Here is a 16,947-nt window from a genome sequence, read left to right as displayed (position 1 = left end):
GCCCGAGCGCGGACCGGCCGACGCAGGCTTCGCCAGCTGCTACAGGGCGGTGTTTTAGCGGAGTTTGCTTAGCAGCGCCTCGGCCGCCGCTTCGGACGACGCCGGGTTCTGACCGGTGATCAATAATCCGTCCGTGAGTACATAGCTCGCCCAATCATCGCCCTTGGAATAAATCCCGCCCTTCTCCTTGAGCATGTCCTCCACCAGAAACGGCACGACATTCGTCAATTGCACCGCCTCTTCCTCCGAGTTGGTAAACCCCGTCACGCGCTTGCCATTGACCAAAGGCTGGCCATCCGCGCCTTTGACGTGACGCAACACACCCGGTGCATGGCAGACCGCCGCGACCGGTTTGCCTGCCTTGATAAACGCCTCGATCAGCGCAATCGAAAAGGTGTCTTCGGCCAAATCCCACAACGGACCATGGCCGCCCGGATAGAAAACCGCATCGTAATCCTCGACTCTCACGCTGTTGAGCAGCGCAGTAGAGGCCAATGAGGATTTAGCGGCAGGGTCTTTGTTAAACCGATCAGTGGCCTCGGTTTGCGCGTCCGGCTCGTCACTTTTGGGGTCCAGCGGAGGTTGGCCACCCTTGGGCGAAGCCAGGGTCAGTTGAGCACCGGCGTCCTTGAAGGCGAAATACGGCGCAGCAAATTCTTCCAGCCAGAAGCCGGTTTTCTTACCCGTGTCACCCAGTTGATCGTGGGACGTTAAAACCATCAGGATTTTCATGTCGTTCTCACTCCGGTTCAGGGTTGTTCGGAACGCTCGGCGGCGCTGTTTTTATGGACCCTGCGGCCGGTCGATTCGTTGCACCGGATGCGGGTTGTCTTTGACGGGTGGCGCAACGCCGTTATGCGCAAGAAGTTGCGCACCTATCCTATAGAAAGCTCCTACATAAATGCTGATCGCCCGGCCAGGTGGGCACTCCAGCCAAGTGCGCAAGAAGTTGCGCAATGGTGTGCAAGTTATTGCGCACGTTCCTCAGGGATCTACGTCGACAAATCTTTCAGCAACCGAAAATCGCCCCTAATTCCTTGATCTACATGACTTTCACTGCTCCTGGCACGGACCTTGATAAGTGTCTGGCACCCACCGGGCGATACCGCCTCCCGGGCACTCTTAATTTTTTAGCAAGGAGCTCATCCATGGCAACACCAGCATACATGTCCGTCACTGGCGAGAAGCAAGGTCTGATCACTGCCGGCGCGTTCACCGCCGACTCGGTTGGCAACACCTACCAGGAAGGTCACGAAGACCAGGTCATGGTTCAGGCTTTCAGCCACGACGTGATCATCCCGCGTGACCCGCAATCCGGCCAACCGACCGGTCAGCGCGTGCACAAGCCAGTGGTTATCACCAAAGTCTACGACAAGTCCTCGCCACTGCTGCAAGCGGCTTTGACCTCCGGCGAGCGCATGAGCGAAATCGTTATCCAGTGGTATCGCACTTCGGCTCAAGGTACCCAAGAGCACTACTACACCACCAAACTGGAAGACGCGATCATCGTCGCCATCAACAACAAAATGCACAACTGCCAGGACCCGTCGAACTCGCACTTCACGCACCTGGAAGAAGTGCAGTTCACCTACCGCAAAATCACCTGGACCCACGAAGTATCCGGTACTTCGGGTTCCGATGACTGGCGTCTGCCGGTCGCCTGAATCAGGCCGACCGTCTAAAGCATCGGCCAGCTCTGCTGGTCGATGTTGTTTTCGCCCTTCCAGAATTTTTGCGTCTGCCGAGGCCTTTCCGGCTATTGGCGCACGCCGCAGCACTGCACGAGGAACAAGGGATGTTCGCGCCGGCCAATCAGACTCACTTTGCCCTGACTATCGAAGGCCTCTCCTGCGATTTACAGGTGTTGGCCTTGCAAGGTCGGGAGGCGATCAGCCAACCGTTCGTGTTTGAGGTGGAACTGGTCAGTGAGCAGCCGTCCCTGGACCTCGAAACCCTGCTGCACAAAACGGCCTTTTTGCAGCTCTCGCCTGATGGCAGCGGCATTCATGGCCAGATCTACCGCGCCGCCCAGGGCGACTCCGACAAACGCCTGACCCGCTATGCGGTGACCCTGCGTCCGCAACTGTCCTACCTGGCGCACCGCATCAACCAGCGCATCTTCCAGAACCTCAGCGTGCCGAAAATCATCGGCAAGGTCCTCGAAGAGCACGGCATCCAGAGCAACACCTACGAATTCAAAGTCGGGGCGATTTATCCCGAGCGCCTCTACTGCGTTCAATACGATGAATCGGACCTGCAGTTCATCCAGCGCCTGTGCGAGGAAGAAGGTATCCACTACCACTTCCAGCACAGCGCCACGGCTCACAAACTGGTGTTCGGCGATGACCAGACGGTGTTCCCGAAACTCGACCCCGTGGCCTACCAGCAAGACTCCGGCATGGTCGCCAACCACCCGGTGATCAAGCGTTTCGACCTGCGTCTGGAAACCCGCACCAGCCGCACCACCCGCCGCGACTACGACTTCGAAAAACCGCGCATCACCCTCGAAAGCGAAAACCGTGGCGACGCCCTGCCCGACCTTGAAGACTACGACTACCCCGGTCGCTTCCTCGACCGTGAGCGCGGCAAGCACCTGGCCAAGCGCGCCCTCGAACGTCACCGCAGCGACTTCCAGCTCGCCGAAGGTATGGCAACCTCGCGGCACTGGACGTCGCCGAAGTCGACAATCCACTGCGATTCCAGGGACAGTACTTCGATGCTGAGACGGGCTTACACTACAACCGGCATCGCTACTACAATCCGGGGACCGGGCGGCTTCTGACGCCGGATCCGATCAAGCTTGCGGGGGGGTTGAACAACTACCAGTACGTGCCTAACCCTACGGGGTGGGTGGATCCGTTGGGATTGAATAGCAATTGTCCGGGAGGAGTGAATTGCAAACCTGGATCTGTTGAGGATCCAGCGAGTAATACCAAGGTTAATGAGGGGACATCTGCTGCCCTTTGAGTGGACGCGCCTGTATCGAACCAGCGCCGTGGAAATCGATTGTGGCCTGGGTTACGGCTGGAGCCATGCGCTGGCGCACCGTGTTGAGATCAACGGCGACGAGGTCATCTGGACCGACCACGAAAACCGTGCCACGCCCTTCCCGCTTCCGAGCCAGCAACGCCCCGCCATCACCAACAGCTTGTCGCGCGCCGCGATTTTTATTGGTGACGATCCTTCGGAACTGGTACTGGCCCAGGCCGGTAAACGGCCTTTGTTCTATCACTTCCGCTTCAACCGCCAAGGCGCGACCCTGATCGCCATCAGCGACAGCTATGGCTACCGGTTGCACATCACCCGAGACATTCACGGGCGGATCAAACGACTCGACAACGGTGCCGGTCGCGCCCTCCTCCTGCGTTACGACCGCAAGCACATCATTGCCGTCGACTATCAGCAGTTCCTTCCAGCGGACACGCTGGAAGATGCCTGGAACACCGTCCAGACGCTGGTCACGTACAGCTATGACGCGCAGCATCGCCTGATTGAAGCGAAGAACGCTGCCGGTGAAGCCGAGCGGTATCGCTACAACGATCAACAGGTGATTCTCGAACGGCAATTGGCGGGTGGTGCCAGTTTCTTTTGGGAGTGGGAGAACGAAGGCAAGCTCGCGCGCTGCGTCCATCACTGGGCGAGTTTTTCGCAGATGGAAGCGCACTACGTCTGGGACGATAAAGGTAGCGTCACTGTTACCAACGCCGATGGCAGCGAAGAGGTCTACACCCACGATGATAAAGCGCGACTGATCAGCAAGATCGACCCCGATGGCGCGGAACACCTCAAGGCCTACGACGACAAGGGCCAGTTGATCGCAGAAAAAAATCCGCTGGGCGCCGTGACCGAATACCGGTACGACGAAGACGGCTTGATGACGGCGGTCATTCCTCCAGAAGACGAGCCTGTGTCTTACGAATACAGCAATGGATTCGTGAGCGACGTACATCGCGGCAAAGCCACCTGGAAATATCAGCGCAACAACCAGGGCGACATCACCCAACAGATCGACCCGGACGGCAACACCACCCTCTACAGCTATGACCGCCAAGGCCGCCTGCTAGAAATCCGCCACCCCGATGGCAGCCGTCATCAACTGGGATGGAACAACCTCGGCCAACTGCTGGAAGAGCGCCTGCCCGACGGCGGCCAGCGCAAGTACCGTTACGACGCCTTGGGCCGGCAGATCACCCGCCAAGAAGAAACCGGCGCGATTACCCACTACCAATGGGACGCCGTCAATCGTCTCGCCCAAGTCACCCTGCCCGGTGGCGCCACCCGTGCATTTACCTACAACGCCTACGGCAAAGTCACCGCCGAACGCGATGAACTGGGGCGCATCACTCGCTACGAATACGCCGATGGCCTGCACCTGGTCAGCCGCCGCCTGAATCCGGACGGCAGCCAACTGCGCTACCGCTACGACAACTCTCGCCTGCTGCTGACCGAGATCGAGAACGAACGTGGCGAGCACTACCACCTCGATTACTACGCCAATGGCCTGATCCAGCAGGAAACCGGTTTCGATGGTCGTCGCACCGCCTATGAGTACGACCTCAACGGCCAGTTGCTGAAGAAAACCGAATTCGGCGACGACGGCAGCGAACTGGTCACCGCCTACCAACGCGATGCTGCTGGCCGCTTGCTCGTCAAGACCACGGCCGATGGCGGGGAAATCCATTACAGCTACGACGCCTTCGGCCGCCTGGTCAGCGTCGACGACCGCCACTGGCCGCTCGCCTACGAGTATGACCTGCAAGACCGCCTGATCACTGAACACCAAGGCTGGGGCACCCTGCGATACAAGTACGACACGCTCGGCCAACTCAGCCACTGCCGTCTCCCCGACGGCAGCAAACTCGATTACCGCCACCAGGTTGGCGGCCAGCTAAACAGCATCGACCTCAACGGCTCACGCCTGACCACGCACCAGTTCAGCGCCGGTCGGGAACTTCAGCGCCAGCAAGGCCTGCTGCTCAGCCAATACCAGTACGACGAACAAGGCCGATTGCAGGCGCACACCGTCAGCCAACAGGAACGCAACCTGTTCCGCCGGCGCTACGCCTACGACGCCACTGGCAACCTCGCTGGCATCGACGACAGCCGCAAAGGCAATCGCAGCTACCACTACGACCCGCTCGACCGCCTGATCAACGTCCGTGGCAGCACCCCGGAAAGCTTCGCCCACGACCCAGCCGGCAACTTGCTGGGCCAAGGCGATCAACCCACCGCGAACCTGGCAAACGTCAAAGGCAACCGCCTGCTGATGCAGGGCGACCGCCACTACGACTACGACGCCTACGGCAACCTGATCCGCGAACGTCGCGGCACCGGGCAAAAACTCGTTACCGAATACCGTTACGACTGTCAGCACCGCCTGATCGGCGCCAGCCTGCCGGGCGGCAATGCCGCGTCCTATAAGTACGATGCCTTCGGCCGGCGTATCGAAAAAACCGTCGATGGCAGCACCACCGAATTTCTGTGGCAAGGCGAACGCCTTGTCGCTGAAAGCGCTGACAACCGTTATCGCACTTACATTTATGAACCGGGTAGCTTCAGACCGCTGGCGATGCTTGATGGCGAAGGTCCGCTGAAGGCCACGCCTTTTTACTATCAGCTCGATCATTTGGGTACACCGCAGGAGCTCACTGACTACAGTGGCGAGATCATGTGGTCTGCGAAATATCGCGCTTATGGCAACCTCGTCGCACTCGATGTTGCCGAAATTGACAACCCGCTACGGTTTCAGGGGCAGTACTTCGATGCGGAGACGGGCTTACACTACAACCGGCATCGCTACTACAATCCGGGGACCGGGCGGTTCCTGACACAAGATCCGATCAAGCTTGCGGGTGGGTTGAATAACTACCAGTACGTGCCTAACCCTACGGGGTGGGTGGATCCGTTGGGGTTGAATGGGTGTCCTGGGGCTGGGGGCAAGCCAGAACCTTCGGTAAACCCGGCAGGTAAAGCTAAGGTCGAGACCAAAGAGCCGCCAGTTCCAGATATTCCTTGGTCAAGTCCATCTGTAAAAAGAGCATCAGAGGCACTTGATCGGGGTGCGACCTCTGTTACCGTTAACAGCAGAGCAGAGGCTGAAGAGCTATTTTTAGGCAAATATGTTGGACAAGGTTATAGAAACGCCGATGATTTTAATTCGGCCACTGCTAAAACACACTTCAGGAAGGTGAAGGAACCTGAAAAATACTATCACTGGGACGACACACCTGTTTCCGACATAAAAACCAGGAAAGTAACAATGGCGAACCACGACCCTAGTGACCCTCATGGTGATAGCCCGCACTTGCAACTACACCCCGTCAAAGGTGAAGCAATTCGAATATACTGGCCAAACCCGTTTGAGGGGCAAAAATGAAAAATCAAAAAATCATCCCGCGAAAAGTTTGGTGGGGACTGGAAGCGAAATCTTATACAGAAATCGCGCAAGAACTCCCTACAAATGACGAGTCCTTACGGAGATGGATTGCTATATACGCGGTATATCACCTTAACTTCACAGATCGATTCCCGGGTGAGTTCTATTACAAATTCCTAGAAGACGCAAAAAACTCAAAATATGTCGCAATAGAATTTACAATATCAAAACACGCACTTGAAACCAGAGATAGTATCGGAAGTAGCGACACCACTATCATAAACTGCCAAACACTAGAATCCGAAGAAGAAATAAACACCTTCCTTCAAAAGAACGATATCAATCCAGAGCTATTCACTCCACCCTGGTCATGTGAATATCCGTTGGACTGAGTTTAACCTGTGAAAAAGCGTGAAAGGACAAAAAAGGGCAAAAAGGGGACGGATTTATTTTCACGAGAAAAATAAATCCGTCCCCTTTTGTCATACCAGTACGACGAACAAGGTCGATTGCAGGCGCACAGCGCCAGCCAGCAGGAGCGCAATCTGTTCCACCGTCGCTACGCTTACGCCGCCAATGGCAACCTCACTGCCGTCGATGACAGTCGCAAAGGCAATCGCAGCTACCAGTACGACCCGCTCGACCGCCTGATCAACGTCCGTGGCAGCACCCCGGAAAGCTTCGCCCACGACCCTGCCGGCAACTTGCTGGGCCAAGGCGACCAACCCACCGCACACCTGGCCAACATCAAAGGCAACCGCCTGCTGATGCAGGGCGACCGCCACTACGACTACGACGCCTACGGCAACCTGACCCGCGAACGTCGTGGCACAGGGCAGAAACTCGTCACCGAATACCGTTACGACTGCCAACACCGTTTGATTGGTGCCAGCCTGCCGGGCGGCAATGCCGCGTCCTATAAGTACGATGCCTTCGGCAGGCGTATCGAAAAAACCGTCGATGGCAGCACCACCGAATTCCTGTGGCAAGGCGAACGCCTGATCGCCGAAAGCGCTGATAACCGCTATCGCACTTACATCTATGAGCCGGCTAGCTTCAGACCGCTGGTGATGTTGGATGGCGAAGGCCCAATGAAGGCGACGCCGTTTTACTATCAGCTCGATCATCTGGGTACACCGCAGGAGCTTACTGACTACAGTGGCGAGATCGTGTGGTCGGCCAAGTACCGCGCTTATGGCAACGTTGCCGCATTGGACGTCGCCGAAATCGACAACCCGTTGCGGTTTCAGGGGCAGTACTTCGATGCGGAGACGGGCTTACACTACAACCGGAATCGCTACTACAATCCGGGGACCGGGCGGTTCCTGACACCGGATCCGATCAAGCTTGCGGGTGGGTTGAACAACTACCAGTACGTGCCTAACCCTACGGGGTGGGTGGATCCGTTGGGGTTGAGTAGTGGTTGTCCAGGCAATGCTGGGAATGGAGTCAATGACTCAACTGCTAGTTCGGTCGCCGAGTCATCACCCGTTGCTCCAGCACCTGCTGAGGATCTAGATTGGAAAAGCGTCGTACCCGCGAAAGGGAAGTACAAAGGCCAAAGCCGAGTAGATCATGTTCAACTTCACAATGTCGATAATCCCGCCAAGCCTCAACATGGGGTTTTCTATGGTGATGGAGTCGATGTGACCAACGAGGCTTGGAGGAAAGCCCAAGCAGATGGAATTAAACCGGACGCGACAGGGACATTAAAAGTACCGATGGGAAAAATGGTCGGTCGTTCTGGAGGTGGCGAGGCCAATTTAGGCAAATTATTTTACAATCTTGAAATGAAGCTAGTCCCTGAAACCAACAAAATAATCACCTCTTATCCTGCGGAATAAAAATGGAAAAATATTACTGGTACAAAAACTGTCCGGCCTGCAAGCAAGGAAGGCTAATTATCACCCATGACACTACTAATGAAAAATTATACTTGCACTGTGAAGAGTGCGAGATGGGCTGGTTAAATCCGAGCGACGTGGACAATAACGTAAATGGCTTTCTAACCTTACTTGTAGAATTTGAGACTGAAAACCCATCCTTAGAGATCATCCAGAAAAATAATTGGTCGCAGGTAGCAACGCACTCATTCGAAGAGTGATAGAACGAAAGGGGACCGACCGAAAGCGACCGAAAGGACCGAAAGAAGAAATAAAGGGGACGGATTTATTTTCTCTGATGAAAATATGATGAAAATAAATCCGTCCCCTTTTATCCTTGAACTGCTCGCTGGCGTCGCCTGGCTGAGCGCACTACTCTTATGTAAGTTGGCAGGAATTATGGGGCGCCCATCACAAACTCGACCATCCCTGTTGAATATGAGCGGAGCAATGATCATGGAATACGACGACAAATTGATTGAAAACGCAGTGCTTGCCCTGTTGGCAACCTTCAGTTCCGACAAAGGAAATGCCTGGAAAGGGTTCGACTTCGAGACCATGAACCGATTGCATGAACATGGTTTCATCAGTAATCCGGTGAACAAGAGCAAATCGATTTGGTTGACTACAGAAGGACTGGAGCGAGGTAAGCAAATAGCCGACCAGTTGTTTGGTGTGAGAACTGCATGCAACCCTGATACCTGATTTCATATTACGGTCACGCCGTGTACATCTGATTATCGTCTAGCTGAGCGCGCTCACCTCAGAAAGGGTGGGGTTTATGGAGCGTTTACGGTGAATCGCTTTAGGGCAACCCCACGCGGCTTCAGGACTTCACCCCTGTCATTGCGATGCGCAACACGACCTCGGCCAACGCCTACAGGCACAGGCCGAGTAAAAAAAACGGGCGATCAAATGATCGCCCGTTTTTGTGTATTCGCTATCAGCCCTTCTATAAGGTGTCCGCCCAGCGCAATGGCCTTGGCATTCCATGCACTGGTAAAGAGCCACGACACAGGGCGAACGAGGGGAGTTTAATAGAAGTTTGCAAATATGTCCGCGCAGCGAACATGAAATTTTATATACATAATGTTTAAGTGAATGACGATCGAAATACTATTCGGCACCCACCAAAACTCACCAACCAGAACATTAAATCTGATTGTTCTTGTACAAAAAGTTATACAAGAACAATCAGGCTATACCGTCAATCCTCAGGTTTTGGATTTAGTGGTCACTTTCAGCACGTCGGTGTACGTGACAACAACGCTTTGCCCAACCTTCAGGTCTTTGAGTTTGGCTTGAACTTCTGGTTTTACGACGTCAATCGTTTTGGAATTACCCTTCGGACCTTCGAAGGTGACCTGATTTTTCGCCAGGTCGATTTTGGTAATTTTCAGTTGAACCTGGACCTGACGGTAAGCTTCGCCGCCCGGTTTGTTGCTACCTGGAGCCGCGCGAGCTTCGCCCGTGCGTTCGGCAGCACCTGGCAAGCCTTTGCTGACGTCGGTATCGAGGGCGAATACAACGGCGTGTGCCACTTGAATGTCGACCTCATCGCCGGCTTTCAATTTGTCGAGGTTTTTCGCCTCGTCAGTCAGCTGGATTGCAGTCTCTTTGCCTTCAGGCCCTTTAAGGACGACTTGATGTTTTGCGGCGTCGACCGAAACAACTGTCGCGGAGATCTGATCCGCTACCACGTCAGCAGACAGCGGAATCTCCTCGGCCATGGCGCCAAGGCTGACAGCAGACAGCAAGGTTGCGAGGGTGATGGCTTTGGTCAGTGCGTGGAGTTTCATAGGCAATACATTCCTTGGTAATAAATGACAACAGACCGCTCTGGCTCAGGCGTCAGCGCGATGTGTGCCAATGAGCATAGACGCTCCTCAAGAAGTTTTTGCAGTTTCTTTTGCGCCAGGTTCGTCGTTGTCGGTGCTTTTTACACTTTCCTTGCGTCAGGTCAGCCAAGTGGCGCGCAGGGCGTCACTTTCGCGTTCGTCGGGGGTTTATCAGGCCTGCGGATCCTCGACTTCCTGGGCGACGTTCACGGCGGGCGAGTCCTTGTGCGATTGCTCGGCCCTGGCGTTCAAGTCTTGCCACTGTTCGAGGTCGATGGCGCCCTGCCCCAACAAGTCGTCGGCCATGCGTAGCAGTTCGACGTAATGGGCATCGGGGGATTGCTGCCAGTAGGCCCTGTCGTCGAACAGGCGCTGCCACGCGGCAAGGTCTGGCGGTTTGAGGTCGTCGCTCATGGCGGGCTCCTGTGAACGGGTTGGTTAACGTAGGAGGACGTCGATCCGCCGAGAGTTCCGGCTCAATACCCGGTCATTTCCAGATAGCCCTGCCCCGCATGGCTGCCGCTCAGTTGCACCGGTCCTTCCCAGTACGGAATGCGCAAATCCATCCAGGCGTTGGGGTTGAGGGCATTGAGGGTGATGTCGAGGTGTTTGCCGGGGATTTTGATTGACCAGCGCACGGGCATTTGACGGCCAGCGACCTTGGCGGTGTCTTGCGGGGTGAGGCGGATGTCGTCTGCATGCAGTTGTTGAGTCTGACCCTGGGCGTCGATCCAGGTGCCAGTGAGGTAAGGCTCGCCGTGCTTGTGGCGCATGCGGTAGAGCATCACCTGTTCGCCGCTGTCCAGGTGCAGGGAAAACCAGTCCCAGCCGGTCTGGTTGGCGGTCAGCGGCTGGCTGCTCCATTCACGATCAAGCCAGGCGGGGCCGCTGACTTGATAGGTCTTGCCATCGATTTCCAGCGAGCCACTGGCCTGGAAAAACGGCTGGCTGTAGTAGTACGACGCCTGGCCTTGTTCGGATTTCTGGCTGAAACCTTTATCGCCCTGCAGCACCAGCGCACGGGTGGCTGTCAGGTGCAGTTGGTAGCCGAAATCCTTGTCCCGCGCACTGAGTTGCAAATCCGACAAAAGGTCAGCGCTCTGACTGCTGAAACGCCAGTCATCGATCCAGGCATGGAACGGCGCCAGGCTCACGCCTGCCTGATCGACGCCACCACGGGCGTAGCGTTCGGCGGCGTGATGCACCGTCGCTGAGGTCACGGCCGCATGCCCCAGCCAGATCGTCTGATTGCCCCAGCCTGCGACCTCGGGCGTTGCTTTCAAGGCGCTGCGAAACAACGTCCATTGCACGCCGAATTCCCGGCCTTGCTCGTCCTTGAGGTTGGCGGTGACGTACCACCACTCGATGCGAAAACCGTCATGGGGGCCATGATCTGCCGGAAAGCTGAACACCCGACCGGGCAGCACCGGCGCAAACGTTGCGGCCTCGCCACCCAGACCGGCGAAGCCTTTCTCAACCGGCTTCGAGTTGTCGCAGCCACTCAACAAAACCAAAAGCAGCAGACCGAGCTTAATCCTCATGAGCAAACGTCCTCAGCAGGTCCGCCGGTTGCGTGCGATACAGCGAGTACAACGGCCACGCCGACGCCAGTAATGTCGCAAGCAATGCCAGTCCCATTAACTGCAACAGTTGCAGCGGAAAGACGCGCAATGGCAGGCGCCAGCCGAACGCCTGGACGTTGATCACCGCATCCAGGCACCACGCCAGCGCGATCCCCAGCGGCAACGCCAGCACCAGCGTCAACACCGCCAGCAACCAGGTCTGCCCGAGGTTGAGCAGCATCAATTGTTTCCGCGTCACGCCCAGCGCCCACAACGGCGCCAGTTGCCCGAGGCGGCTTTGGCTCTGGGTCAGAAGGCTGATGAACAATGCCACGCCCGCCACAAAAAGAGTCAGGCTGTTGAGCGCGGCGGTGGCGGCAAAGGTGCGCTCGAAAACCTGCGTCGACCAGCCCTTGAGCCGCGCCTGATCGACAATGCGGCTATCGTCGAGCGCGAAGCGTGTTTGTAAGGCGCTGACGAACGACGGGATCAATGCCGGCTCAATGCGCAGATTAAAACGGTTGGGCGCCATCTGCGGCCAGCCGTGCTGCAGATGGCTGACGTTGACCAGCAGGTGGCCCTTGGGGTTGCCGTAATCGGCGTAGATCCCGACGATACGCGGTGACCATGGGCCGCCCGACGTGGGAATCGTCAGGTGATCGCCGAGGCGCACCTTCAGCCTCCGGGCCAGTTGCTCGCTGAGCATCAACGCGTCGTCCTTGGCCAGTCGATCCCACGGGTTATCGCCCAAGGCCTCCAGCAACGGCCAATGCTGGCGATAGGTCGGGTGATCGATCACACCAAAAATCTCCGCCGGCCAGCCTTGCAGCTGGATCGCCACTTGCCAGTTAGGTAGTACCGCCGAAAGTTGCGGCTGCTGTTTGAGCCAGGCGTGCAACTCGCGGGACTGAGCCGGGGTTTGCGGATTGAGGTAAAGCTCGGCGGTCAGGCGCTGTTCGAGCCAGTTGCTGAAGGTCTGACGAAAACCGGCGGTCATGCTGCCGGCGCCGATGTTCGCCGCGAGTGCCAACAGCAACGCCATCAAGGCCAGGCTCAGGGCCGGCAATTGCTGCCGGCAATCGGCGACAAACCATTGGCCGAGCACTGAATGACTGCGCTGCAACACCAGGTTGAGCACAGCATTGAGCACCACGGGCAGCGCCAGTGCGGCGCCGAGCAACAACGTCGCCATCAACACAAATCCACTGGCCAGGCTGTCGCCCCAGATCAAGGCACCGAGCGCAATCACCGCCGCCGTTGCCGCCACCCAACCCTGGCGTCGCAACCAGCGCGCATGCGCCTGATGCCAGGCTTGTGGATCGGCCAGCGCCAGCAACGGCAAACGCGCCGCTCGCAGCAGACTATTGGCACCGGCCAGCAACGCACCGAGCAAACTCAGGCCGACACCGCTGAGCCACCACCACGGGCTAAGGTTCAATTGCCCCGCCACTTCGGCGCCGTACAAGCCGCGCAGACTGGCCGCGACGTCCGGTAACAGCACGCTGGCCAACAGGTAGCCGCTGACCACACCGGCGAGACCACCCACCAGGGCCAGACCGCCGAGCTCAACCGCAAGACTTGCGATGAGCATCCGCGCACTGACGCCGCAAGCGCGCAAGGTTCGCAGTAGTCCCCGACGTTGTTCCAGCGCCAGGCCGATGGCCGCGTGGACGATGAACAGGCCGACCACGAAGGATAGAAAACCCAATGCGTCGAGGTTCAGGTGAAAGCTCTCGGTCAGGCGTGCGAGGTTATTCTCCTCGCCGCTGGTCTTGAGCTGGAGTTGATCCTTGAAGGCATCGGGTAACGGAGCACTGAAATCCTTGGGCAACAACAAACGCGACAGTTGATCCGGCAGACCGAGAATCTGCTGCGCGAAGCCGATGTCCACCAGCAGCACACCGGGGGCCATGTCTGCTTGAACGTGCAGTGGCGGTAATGCAACACCGCTCAAACTGGTCGGGCGCTCACCTTCGCGCAACCCCAAAGTCTGTAACGTCTGTGGTGAAATCCAGGTACTGCCCGGCGCACTGAAGAACTCGACAATCTGCTCGATTGGCAGCGCCTGCCCCGCCACCGAGGAACCGGCCGGCAGCGACACCGGCTCGATGCCCATCAGCTGCAAACGCTGGTCTTCATGACCCTTGAGGATGACTCGACCTTGCAGCACCGGCGACACTGGCCAACCGGCACGGCGCAAGTCGACAAACAACGCCTGAGAAAACGTCCCGCCACCGGGCGCGCCAAGGCTGGCCTGCGGTTCACCGCCAATCAACTGACTGGCCCGGGCGTAGCTTTCCCGCGCCTGACTGTTCAACGCCTGTACACCGGTGAGCAAACCGGTGGCGAGCCAGAGCCCGGTCAGCACGCTGAAAAATTGCACCGGGTGCTGCCGCCAATGGCTGAGCAGCGCCCGCAGCGTCTCGCGAAAAACCCGCACTTCAGCGCTCGTCCGTGCCAGCCAGACGACCACCCTGCAACACCACTTTTTCCGCCAGCCGCGCTGCAACCCGTGGGCTGTGAGTGACCATCAACAATGTGGTGGGTGTGTCGTCGAGCAATTCCAGGAGCAACTTCAACACCTCGTCGCTGGTGGCTTCATCAAGGCTGCCGGTGGGTTCGTCGGCCAACAACAGTTTCGGCTTTGACGCCAACGCGCGACCCAGCGCAACTCGCTGCTGTTGGCCGCCGGACAGTTGCTCCGGATAGCGGCGCAGCACATCGCTCAGCCCCAGGCGTTGCACCAGATGCGCCTGCCAGCACGGATCATGACGCCCGGCCAACCGCGCCTGAAACGCCAGATTGTCCTCGACGCGCAAGCTGCCGATCAGGTTGAACTGCTGAAACACCAGGCCGATTTCGGTACGCCGCCAGTGGGCCAGTTGTGCTTCAGTCATCTGTTCCAGCCGATGTTCACCGCTGCGAATGCTGCCCCGGTCGACCTTGTCCAGCCCGGCAATCAGGTGCAACAAGGTGCTTTTGCCGCTGCCCGACTCGCCCATCAGCGCAAGGCTGCTGCCGGGTTTGAGCGTCAGGTCGACGCCTTGCAGCACCGGCAGTGGGCCTTGTGGGGTGGCGTAGCTTTTGAAGACGCCTTGGACCTGAAGCATGGGCAAACCCGTTTAAGAAGCATGATGCAAGAATAGCGGCCTGACTCCCACTTATCCCTGCAGGAGCGAGCCTGCTCGCGATGAGGCCCGCCGAGACAACAAACAATTCACTGCCCCGCCGCCACACTCGCCGGTACCTGCGAAGGCGTCACAATGCTCTCCAAATCAATATGCTTCCACTGTGGCTTCGCCCCCAGTCGCGCATTAAACCGGTAGTTGAACGTGAAGTCGTCGGCCGTCGACACACTCAGTGGCTTGCCATACACCGCCTCGACTCCCGCCAGGTCGTACCCCATCAACTGCAACAGCGTCGGGAAGATGTTGTAGTGACTGGAGCGATCCTTGTTTGCGGCCAATTGCGCCTGCCAGTCCAGGGTCTTCAACGCACTGCCCTGAATCACCACCAGCGGCACTAATCCTTCTTCTTCCACCGGGTCACCGCCACAGTGAGTATTGAGCCCGGGATTGCCCCGCTCATGCAGGTCCTGTCCGTGGTCCGAGGTGTAGATCAACAAGGCATTGCTCAGATCAGCCTGCGCGAACACCCGCGAGAAAAACTCTCCGACATTCCACAGCAAGGTGTTCTTGTAGGCATTGCGGTACAACAGCCAATCATCCGGCTGCCCGTTGAACCCATCACGTTTACCGGTATCGGCGACTTCAACAAACTGCCCGCGAGGCAAGGTCGGGCGATACGCCATGAACGCATCCGGGTATTTATCGTGAACCGGAAAGTGCGCGCCTACCTTGTTGATCACCACCAACTGCGGTTGACCGTCATTGAGCAAAGCGATCAGCTTGGCCGCTGCCGCCATGTCGCGATCACGCACGCTGGTCTGGTCGAATTGCACGAACTCGTCGATGTCCTTTTTCTCGGCGTCGGTCATCAGATTCTGCAGGTTGCCACCTGTACGCTGGGCGTCGATGTAAACGGTGTGCAGACCGGCCTTCTTCGCGTACTGCCAGATCGACGGCAGCGTGCTGTTGATCCGCATGTAGTCGGCGCGAGTGCCGCCGTAGCGCAACGTGACGTTGGTATCGGCGCTGCAATTGGCAATGGAGGCGGCATACCCGTAGTTGAAAATCTCCACCCCCGGGCGCGGTTCCTTGAGGTTGCTGTGCACGCCAAACGGCGCGTTGATGTCCAGGTAGTTGCCGGAGATGCTCTCGTCGATGATCAACACGATGTCGTGGCCCATCGGTTGATCGTTGCGCGCCAGGTTCACCGGCTCACGCGGGCCGACAGTGTTGTGCAAGGCTTCATAAGTAAACAGATTCAAATAGGCCAGCGGCGTGTACATGATCGGCAAGCCTCGGGCACCCTCGCCGGCCCGCACGAACAACACCGCACTGAGCAGCAGCACCCCTAGCACCGGAGCTGACACCAACAACGCACTCGGCAATGGCATGCGCCGGCGTGGCTTCAGTCCGATGCCAAACAGCAGCAGCAAACCGCCGGCCAGGCCACTGATGATTGCGTCGCGGTATTGGTAGATCGCCTCCTGGATGAATCCACCCGAATACACCAGCGACACGAAGCTGCTGTAGGTCAGGTAATCGGCTGTGACACGGGTATAGACGTCGAAAAACACCGCCGACACGAACATCACCAGGGCGAACAGATGTCGGATCAACGTCTGACGAATGTACGCCGTCATAAACAGCGCCATCGTCAGCACAATAAACATGCCACCAAATAACAGCACCGGAAAACCGATGCCCATCGCACTTAAACGTTCGAGGTAATAGTCGTAGTTCTTAAACAAATAGAGAACTAAGAGCAGTTCTTTGAGATATCGAATCATTATATTTCCGATGTTATTTGCCAATAGATTGTCGGCCGTTTTTTGACACTAGCACCGAGCCATCAAAGCGCAAGAATTGTCGGACTTTTCAAAAGGGCGTCAAAAAAATGTTGCCTCAAAACTGACACACAAATGGGGGTACATCCCCCAATTTAATTGGTGCAAGACCGTCCATCGATTTATTTAAGACCGTATAAACCCTTCTAAACCGCGACAAATCCAGCCTCAACAAGCACTTGATGGCATTTAGCCCCGAAATTGGGGGATCCACTACCACAACAGAATGTCAGTTTGCTGACACGTTTTCTCAACGCTGGGCTATACCCCTTTTGACAGTTTTACTCTCGCTATTTCGGCGTTTTTCAAGGTAGTT

General features: G+C 57.1%; 13 protein-coding genes and 1 pseudogene. 7 read left to right on the top strand and 7 right to left on the bottom strand.

Annotated features, from left to right (window positions below; genetic code table 11):
* Window positions 1-54: 54 nt before the first annotated feature.
* A complete protein-coding gene (locus tag PMI22_RS05200) occupies window positions 55-732 on the bottom strand; it encodes a type 1 glutamine amidotransferase domain-containing protein (protein ID WP_007948243.1) in 678 nt (225 codons plus the stop codon).
* A 416-nt stretch (window positions 733-1,148) separates the two neighbouring features.
* On the opposite strand from PMI22_RS05200, the gene PMI22_RS05205 reads away from it, so the two are divergent.
* The 7 genes and pseudogenes from PMI22_RS05205 to PMI22_RS05235 all read left to right on the top strand — a co-directional run bounded on the left by PMI22_RS05205 (window position 1,149) and on the right by PMI22_RS05235 (window position 8,964).
* A complete protein-coding gene (locus tag PMI22_RS05205; RefSeq protein WP_007948242.1) occupies window positions 1,149-1,664 on the top strand; it encodes an Hcp family type VI secretion system effector in 516 nt (171 codons plus the stop codon).
* 131 nt (window positions 1,665-1,795) lie between these two features.
* A complete protein-coding gene (tssI, locus tag PMI22_RS05210; protein ID WP_007948240.1) occupies window positions 1,796-2,782 on the top strand; it encodes a type VI secretion system tip protein TssI/VgrG in 987 nt (328 codons plus the stop codon).
* Window positions 2,665-2,967, top strand: a complete 303-nt coding sequence (locus PMI22_RS30870; protein WP_338010179.1) for an RHS repeat-associated core domain-containing protein — start codon at window positions 2,665-2,667, stop codon at window positions 2,965-2,967. Before tssI ends, PMI22_RS30870 begins: the two co-directional genes overlap by 118 nt.
* A gap of 28 nt (window positions 2,968-2,995) precedes the next feature.
* Window positions 2,996-6,376: an RHS repeat-associated core domain-containing protein gene (locus tag PMI22_RS05215; RefSeq protein ID WP_443200815.1), complete on the top strand. Its 3,381-nt coding sequence runs from the start codon at window positions 2,996-2,998 to the stop codon at window positions 6,374-6,376.
* Window positions 6,373-6,768 (top strand): hypothetical protein, encoded by a 396-nt coding sequence (locus tag PMI22_RS05220; protein ID WP_007948238.1) that lies wholly within the window; start codon window positions 6,373-6,375, stop codon window positions 6,766-6,768. The genes PMI22_RS05215 and PMI22_RS05220 overlap by 4 nt, the downstream gene beginning before the upstream one ends.
* Before the next feature lie 84 nt (window positions 6,769-6,852).
* Window positions 6,853-8,220: pseudogene (locus PMI22_RS05225) on the top strand (RHS repeat domain-containing protein); the annotation flags it as partial.
* A 495-nt stretch (window positions 8,221-8,715) separates the two neighbouring features.
* Window positions 8,716-8,964 (top strand): DUF6429 family protein, encoded by a 249-nt coding sequence (locus PMI22_RS05235; protein ID WP_007948234.1) that lies wholly within the window; start codon window positions 8,716-8,718, stop codon window positions 8,962-8,964.
* Window positions 8,965-9,473: 509 nt separating this feature from the next.
* On the opposite strand, the gene PMI22_RS05240 is transcribed toward PMI22_RS05235, so the two are convergent.
* The 6 genes from PMI22_RS05240 to PMI22_RS05265 form a co-directional block, all read right to left on the bottom strand.
* Entirely contained in the window at window positions 9,474-10,058 is a 585-nt protein-coding gene (locus tag PMI22_RS05240) for a hypothetical protein (protein ID WP_007948233.1), read from the bottom strand.
* Between the two features lie 210 nt (window positions 10,059-10,268).
* On the bottom strand, window positions 10,269-10,511 hold the full coding sequence (locus tag PMI22_RS05245) for a hypothetical protein (RefSeq protein ID WP_007948232.1): 243 nt from the start codon (window positions 10,509-10,511) through the stop codon (window positions 10,269-10,271).
* Between the two features lie 62 nt (window positions 10,512-10,573).
* A complete protein-coding gene (locus tag PMI22_RS05250) occupies window positions 10,574-11,638 on the bottom strand; it encodes a lipocalin-like domain-containing protein (protein ID WP_007948231.1) in 1,065 nt (354 codons plus the stop codon).
* Entirely contained in the window at window positions 11,628-14,099 is a 2,472-nt protein-coding gene (locus tag PMI22_RS05255; protein WP_007948229.1) for an FtsX-like permease family protein, read from the bottom strand. The genes PMI22_RS05250 and PMI22_RS05255 overlap by 11 nt, the downstream gene beginning before the upstream one ends.
* Before the next feature lies 1 nt (window position 14,100).
* Entirely contained in the window at window positions 14,101-14,769 is a 669-nt protein-coding gene (locus PMI22_RS05260) for an ABC transporter ATP-binding protein (protein WP_007948228.1), read from the bottom strand.
* Window positions 14,770-14,876: 107 nt separating this feature from the next.
* Entirely contained in the window at window positions 14,877-16,574 is a 1,698-nt protein-coding gene (locus PMI22_RS05265; RefSeq protein WP_007948226.1) for a sulfatase-like hydrolase/transferase, read from the bottom strand.
* Window positions 16,575-16,947 lie beyond the last annotated feature (373 nt).

Origin of the sequence: Pseudomonas sp. GM21 (assembly GCF_000282215.1) — a bacterium.
In the GTDB taxonomy this organism is placed as follows: domain Bacteria; phylum Pseudomonadota; class Gammaproteobacteria; order Pseudomonadales; family Pseudomonadaceae; genus Aquipseudomonas.
This window is presented reverse-complemented; position numbering and strand designations above follow the sequence as displayed.

What these genes read in the sequence shown, in the direction of transcription:
- PMI22_RS05260 (WP_007948228.1), bottom strand. Translation starts at nt 14,769, where the DNA reads ATGCTTCAGGTCCAAGGCGTCTTCAAAAGCTACGCCACCCCACAAGGC.
- PMI22_RS05265 (WP_007948226.1), bottom strand. Translation starts at nt 16,574, where the DNA reads ATGATTCGATATCTCAAAGAACTGCTCTTAGTTCTCTATTTGTTTAAG.
- tssI (WP_007948240.1), top strand. Translation starts at nt 1,796, where the DNA reads ATGTTCGCGCCGGCCAATCAGACTCACTTTGCCCTGACTATCGAAGGC.
- PMI22_RS05200 (WP_007948243.1), bottom strand. Translation starts at nt 732, where the DNA reads ATGAAAATCCTGATGGTTTTAACGTCCCACGATCAACTGGGTGACACG.
- PMI22_RS05205 (WP_007948242.1), top strand. Translation starts at nt 1,149, where the DNA reads ATGGCAACACCAGCATACATGTCCGTCACTGGCGAGAAGCAAGGTCTG.
- PMI22_RS05240 (WP_007948233.1), bottom strand. Translation starts at nt 10,058, where the DNA reads ATGAAACTCCACGCACTGACCAAAGCCATCACCCTCGCAACCTTGCTG.
- PMI22_RS05220 (WP_007948238.1), top strand. Translation starts at nt 6,373, where the DNA reads ATGAAAAATCAAAAAATCATCCCGCGAAAAGTTTGGTGGGGACTGGAA.
- PMI22_RS05245 (WP_007948232.1), bottom strand. Translation starts at nt 10,511, where the DNA reads ATGAGCGACGACCTCAAACCGCCAGACCTTGCCGCGTGGCAGCGCCTG.
- PMI22_RS05235 (WP_007948234.1), top strand. Translation starts at nt 8,716, where the DNA reads ATGGAATACGACGACAAATTGATTGAAAACGCAGTGCTTGCCCTGTTG.
- PMI22_RS05250 (WP_007948231.1), bottom strand. Translation starts at nt 11,638, where the DNA reads ATGAGGATTAAGCTCGGTCTGCTGCTTTTGGTTTTGTTGAGTGGCTGC.